Raw genomic sequence first — 6642 nt, forward strand, 5'->3', positions numbered from 1 at the left:
GGCGAGCGCCTGACCGCGCTGCTGCGCCGGCTCGACACTGCGCCGCCGGACGCGCTCGCCGACGAACCGCTGCATGTGTTCGGCATCAGCCATCTCGCGCCGACCGAGTTCGCCGCGCTGCGCGCGGTCGCGCGGCGCCGGCCGGTCGTGCTCTATGTGCCCGATCCGTGTCGCGAATACTGGGCCGGGCTCAGGCCCGAGCGCAGCTACCTGCGGGACCTCGCCGCGCTCGGCGCGTTTTCCGAAGCCGCCGAGCGCGAGTTCCTGACCCTCGGCCACCCGCTGCTCGCGAGCTGGGGACGGCTTGGCCAGCACTTCATGCTCGCGCTGGCCGGCGACGACGATGTCGCCGTCGACATCCGCCACAGCGAGGACGAACGGCCCGCGGTCTCGGTCCATCGTCTCGCACGGCTGCAGGACAGCATCCGCCAGCTCGATCCGTCGCTGCTCGCGCCGGTGCCCGGCGATGCCGACGCGCGCCGGGACCGCAGCCTGCGCGTGCACGCCTGCCACACGCGGCTGCGCGAACTCGAAGTGCTGCGCGACGCGCTGCTGCGCGAGCGCGAGGAAGATCCGAGCCTGAAGCCGTCGGACATCGTCGTGATGGCGCCCGACATCCAGGCCTATGTGCCGCTGCTGCCGGCCGTGTTCGGCGAAGCGGGCCGCGCGCACGGCGCGCTGCCGTATCACCTCGCCGACGTGCCGCTGCTGCAGGGCCATCCGCTGCTGCTCGCGTTCGCGAATCTCATCGACCTGCCGTCGACGCGGCTCAGCGCCGCACAGGTGCTCGATCTGCTGGGCGTCGCCGAGATCGCGCGCGCGCTCGGACTCGATGCGGCCGGTGTCGATCTGCTGTCGGACTGGATCGCGCGCAGCCGCGTGGCCTGGGCGCTCGATCCGGAATTCCGCGCGCGCCTCGGCGTGCCGCCGATCGCCGAGCACACGTTCGCCTGGGGCATGGACCGCCTGCTCGCGGGCTACGTGCTCGGCAGCGGCGACGACGGCGAAGCTGCCGCGCTGACCTTGCCTGACGGCGAGGTCATCGTGCCGGTCGAGGGCGTGCACGGCGTGCAGGCCGACGTGCTCGGCGCGCTCGACCGCCTGCTGCAGCAACTCGCGCAGCTGTGCCGCGACGCGACGCAGCGGCGCGGCCTGCGCGCCTGGTCGCGGCGCTGCCTCGCGCTCGTCGATCAACTGTTTCGCGCCGAGTTCGGCGACGCGGCGGCCGTCGACGCGCTGGCGGAATTGCGCCGGCTGGTCCTGAGCCTCGACGGCGACGCGGACGACGCCGGCGTCGACGCCGAGGTCGAGTTCGACGTCGTGCGCGACGTGCTGCGCGATCGCCTGCTCGCCCTGTCGGAGCGCCAGCGCTTTCTCGTCGGCGGCATGACCGTCTGCGGCATGGTCCCGCAGCGCGCGATTCCGTTTCGCGTCGTCGCCGTGCTCGGCCTCGACGACGGCGCGTTTCCGCGCGCGGGCTCCGACGCCGGCCTCGATCTGATGGCCGCGCACCGGCGCCTCGGCGACCGCGACGTGCGCAGCGACGACCGCTATCTGTTTCTCGAAACCGTGATGGCCGCGCGCGATGTGCTGCATCTGAGCTACATCGGCGAAAGCGTGCGCGACGGAAAGCCGCGCAATCCCGCCGCGCCGCTCGCCGAACTGCTCGCGCTGCTCGACGAGACGCACGGCCTGCGCGGAATCGCCGCGCACGACGCGGCGCGGCCCTGGCTCGTGCGGCATCCGCTGCAGCCGTTCGACGCGCGCTATTTCGATGCGAGCGATCCGGCGCTGTATTCGTATCGCGGCGATCTGCTCGCGCTGCGGCGCGAACGCGGCGCGCCGCCGGCCGCCTTTCTCGACGGCGCCGCCGCCGTCGCCGACGCGTCGTCCGACACGGTCGCGCTCGCGAGCCTGCTCGACTACTACCGGCGGCCCGCACAGCATCTGCTGCGCCAGCACGGCCTGCGACTCGATGCGCTCGAACCCGAACGCCTCGCCGACAGCGAACCGCTCGATCCCGCGTTCGCGCGCATCGACCGCGTCACCGCGCGGGTGTTCTTCGACGCGGCGGCGCGCGGCATCACCGAGCTTGCGGCGCGGCCGCCCGACTGGCTGCGCTACGGCGGACTCTGGCCGCCGGCGCGCGCCGGCGAGCTCGCGTGGAGCGGACAGCTCGCACTCGTCGGCACGCTGCTCGACGAAACGGCGCAGACCGAACTCCTGAGCCACGGCGCGCCGCAGCGCCTGCCGCTCGCGATCGATCTGCCGCTGCCGTCGGCGCGCCTGCACGGCGACCTCGCGTACGCCTATCGCGGCGGGACCGCCGACTGGATCTTCGATCTTGCGACCGGCAGCAAGGTCGCTTTCGATTTCGGCCGGCGCATTGCGGTGTTTCTCGAATGGGCGCTGCTGCAGCTCGCGCGGCCCGACGTGCATCGCCGCGTGCAGGTATGCCTGCCGGGCGGCGGCAGCGATGCGGCCTGGCTGAAGTCGCTCGATGCCCGGAGCCTCGCGCTGCAGGTCGCACAGCAGGACGATCCCGCGCGCGCGCAGGCGCTGCGCGCCGACCTCGCGCGCCGTGTCGACGGCCTCGTCGCGATCTATCGGCGCGCGCAGGCGCGGCCGCTCTGGTATTTCCCGCGCACGAGCTGGACTGCCGCAATCGGCGACGGCAGCGAAGCGTCCGATGCGAAGGTGCTGAATGCCTGGTTCGGCGGCGATTTCGCGGGCGGCGAATGCGAGCGCCTGCCGGGTTACGAGCGATTGTTCGCGAGCGGCACGGCGTTCGAACCCGGCTCGCCGGCATTCCGCGAACTCGTCGATTACGCGCATCTGCTGCGCGCGCTGATCACGGTCGACGCGGAGCACGGCGATGACTGAGCGCCGCCGCGTTCCCGACTGGCGCGAACTCGATCTGCGGCCCGGCGGACGCAGTCTCATCGAAGCGAGCGCCGGCACCGGCAAGACCTGGACGATCGCCGTGCTCTATCTGCGCCTGCTGCTCGACGGCGAGACGCCATACACGCCGCGGCAGATCGTCGTCAGCACGTTCACCGACGCGGCGGCGCAGGAACTGCGCGAGCGCCTGCGCGCACGGCTGATCTGGGCGCAGTCGCGCGCGGAAGACCGGCTGCGCGGCGAAGCCGATGCCGACGCCGGCGACGATGCGCGCTGGCTCGCCGCGCGCTGGGACGAACCCGAGTGCGCCGCGCGCGACGCGCTGCGGCTGCGGCTCGCGCAGGCCGAACTCGATCTCGCGCCGATCGGCACGCTGCACAGCCTGTGCCGGCGCATCCTCGCGGACTTTCCGGTCGAGAGCGGCAGCGCGTTCGCGGCCGGCGAGATCATCGCCGAGAGTGGGGTACTCGACCTGCTCGTCGACGATCTCTGGCGCGAACTCATGCAGCGCGACGCGCCGCTCGACGAGGGCGATGCGATCTGGGTCAAGGCCGGCCGCAACGCGCTGCGCCAGGCCTTGCGCGCCGTGCTCGCGCCCGGTGTCGGCGTGCGCACCGCGGCGCCCGATCCGCCGCCGACGGACGAGCAGTGGCAGGCGCTCCTCGACGGCGCGCGCGCGCTGATCGCAGGGCCGCAGCATTTCGCGCGCTCCAACGCCGCGCTGCTCGGCGCCCTGCGCGCGTTCGTCGAGGCCTGCGAAGCCGGCGCGCTCGACGCGTTCGACGGCGAGCTCGTGCTCAGGCATGCCGAGGCGCTCGGCAAGCAGCTCAAGCCGGCCGCTCTCGACGATCCGACAGTGCGCGGCGTGCTCGACGCCGTGTTCGCGGCGCTGCGCCGATGCAGTCGCGCCGGCGCCGTGAACAAGGCGGCGGCGCTCGAACGCTATCGCCGGCAACTGCTCGCGCGGCGCCGCGATCAACTGCTGCGCGAGGCGCGCGTGACGTTCAACCTGCTGATCGAGGGGGCAGCGCTCGCGCTGCGCGACCGCGGTTCACCGCTCGCGGCACGGCTGCGCGCGCAGTGGCCGGTCGCGCTCGTCGACGAATTCCAGGACACCGACGCGCTGCAGTACCAGATCCTCGACGCCATCTATCGCGACGCCGAGGGCCACGCTTGCGGCCGGCTCGTCATGATCGGCGATCCGAAGCAGGCCATCTATCGCTTTCGCGGCGGCGACATCCACACCTACCTCGACGCCGCGGCGAGCGCCGACGAAGTGCTGACGCTCGCGACGAACCGGCGCTCGGCGCAGGCCTACGTCGCCGCGCTCAATGCCTGGTATGCCGCGGCCGGGCCGGTGCTGTCGGTGGATCCCGCGCATCCGATCCGCTACGAACCCGTGCACTCGGCCGGGCGCGCGGATGCCTACGTCGATGCCGACGGCCGACCGGTCGATCGCCTGCTCACGGTTCACTACTACACCGGCGAGGATCCGCTCGCGGTGGACGAACGCCGCGAACGCGCGCTCGATGCATGCGCGAGACAGATCGCGACGCTGCTGCAATCGGGCGCGCGGATCGGCGCGGACGCGTTGCAGCCCGGCGACATCGCCGTGCTCGTGCCGAAGAACCAGCACATCGAGCGCCTGCGCGAACTGCTGCTCGCGCGCGGCGTGCCCTGCGTCGGCGCCGGCAAGCGCAGCGTGTTCGACACCGACCTCGCGCGCGAACTGCAGCTCGTGCTGTATGCCGTGCATCGCCCCGGCGACGATGCGGCGCTGCGCGCCGCGCTGGCGACGCGTTTCGGCGGCCGCCGGCTCGCCGATCTCGCCGCGCTGCGCGACGACGCCGAAGCCTGGCAGCGCGAACGCGCGCGCTGCGCGTCGCTGCTTCGCGAATGGCAGCGGCACGGCGTGCTCGGCGTCGTGCTCGCGCTGTCGGGCGATCTCGCCGCACAGCTGCCGCGCCTTCACGAGCGCGAACGCGCGCTGACCGATCTGCGCCATCTCGGCGAACTGCTGCAGGCGCAGGGCGAGATCGTCGGCGGCGCCGAACAATTGCTGGCCTGGTTCGCGCAGCAGCGCGACGGGGGCGAGGCCGGCGAAGCGGCCGACGACCGGCAGCTGCGTCTCGAATCCGACGCGCGCCGCGTGCGGCTGCTGACGCTGCATGCGAGCAAGGGGCTCGAGTTTCCGATCGTGTTCCTGCCGCTGATGTGGGACCACGCCGGCAAGCCGCCGCAATTGCCGCTGGTCTACGACGCGGCGACCGGCCATCGCGTCGCCGCACTCGCCGACGGTCATGCGCAAGCGCTGGTCCAGGCGCGCGAGGAAGACCAGGAGGAACGTTTCCGCGTGCTCTACGTCGCGCTGACGCGCGCGCAGTACGCGTGTCACGTCTACGCGCTGCCGCCGCAGCGGCCGCGCGATGCAAGTCGCGGCGCCGCAGCGCTGACCGATCCGGACCGCTCGGCGCTCGATGCGACGCTGGCGCGACTGCAGCGCGCGAATGCGCCGGACTTCGCCGCGCACGTGGCCTGGTCCGAGGGCGACTGGACCTGGCCCGACACGCATTACCGCGAGGCCGCGCCCGATGCGGTCGCGCTCGCGGCGCGCCGCGAACCGGCCTGGCCCCTGCTCGAGCACACCTACAGCTTCACCGCGCTGGTTGCGATGCGCCGCCGCGCCGATCAGGAAGAAACCGCGGCCGACGACGAAAACGCGGCGCGCGACGCCGCGCTCGCGCTGCTGCCCGACGAACCCGCCGACGCGGCCGATCCGCGCATCGCCGCACTCGCGCCGCTGCGCGGTCCGGATTTCGGCAACGCCGTGCACTACGCGTTCGAGCGTCGCGATCAGTCCGTGCCGGTCGCTGCGCAGTCCGCCCTCGTCGCCGAAGGCCTGCGCGAATACGCCGTGCGCACGATGCCGATCGGCGACGCCGCGGCGGTTGCAGCCATCGCCGCAATGATCGAGCGCACGATCGCGCTGCCGCTGTTCGACGGCGCGAGCCTGCAGACGATCGCGCCGTCGCGGCAGCGTGCCGAAATGGCGTTCCAGTTCGTGCTCGACGCGGTGACGCCGCAGGCGCTGCGCGAAGCCTGCGCGCGCCACGGCGCCGCCGCGCTGCTGCCGGCCGAACTGCCGGCGGCGACGCTGAGCGGTCTCATGAGCGGCAAGATCGACCTGATCGTCGAACACGACGGCCGCTTCCACGTGCTGGACTACAAGACCAACTATCTCGGCGATTCGCCGGCCGACTACGCGCCGGCGCGGCTCGCGCACGCGATGGACGAACATCGCTACGGTTTCCAGGCGCTGCTCTACACGGTTGCGCTCGATCGCTACCTGCGCCAGCGGCTGCCGCGCTACGAACGCGCGCGGCATCTCGGCGACGCGGTCTATCTGTTCGTGCGCGCCTGCGGGCTCGCGCCCGGCGCCGGCGTCTGGCGCCGCCGCTTCGACGACGCGCTGATCGATGCGGTCGACGCCGCGCTCGGGGGGCGCGCATGAGCCGCTACACGCTGCTGCGCGACGAGACCGAGCTGCCTGCGGTCTGGCGCGCGCTCGATCGCGCAGTGTTTCATTGGGTAACTGTGCACAACGGCTCCGCGCGGCTCGCCGCGGCCGCGGCCTGGGCCAGCTATGCCGACGGCCTCGGCGACGCGGCGCTGCCGCTGCGCGGCGACGACGCCGGCCGCCACGGCATGCCGGCGCTGGCGGACGAGGACATCGACGCGCTG

At 72.8% G+C, this 6642-nt stretch carries 2 protein-coding genes and 1 pseudogene; all 3 read left to right on the forward strand.

The annotated features are described in order from the left end of the window. The coding region (locus VLF18_RS10885; protein WP_325279647.1) for an exodeoxyribonuclease V subunit gamma at positions 1 to 2883 on the forward strand (2883 nt) is incomplete at its 5' end. Continuing rightward, a complete protein-coding gene (locus VLF18_RS10890) occupies positions 2876 to 6412 on the forward strand; it encodes a UvrD-helicase domain-containing protein (protein WP_325279648.1) in 3537 nt (1178 codons plus the stop codon). The genes VLF18_RS10885 and VLF18_RS10890, both read left to right, overlap by 8 nt. Then, positions 6409 to 6642: pseudogene (locus VLF18_RS10895) on the forward strand (exodeoxyribonuclease V subunit alpha); the annotation flags it as partial. The gene VLF18_RS10890 and the pseudogene VLF18_RS10895, both read left to right, overlap by 4 nt.

The sequence above is a fragment of the Tahibacter sp. genome (genome assembly GCF_035481375.1).
Classification (GTDB): domain Bacteria; phylum Pseudomonadota; class Gammaproteobacteria; order Xanthomonadales; family Rhodanobacteraceae; genus Tahibacter.

Excerpts from the sequence above, each read along its gene's own strand:
- VLF18_RS10890 (WP_325279648.1), top strand. The coding sequence starts at position 2,876 with ATGACTGAGCGCCGCCGCGTTCCCGACTGGCGCGAACTCGATCTGCGG.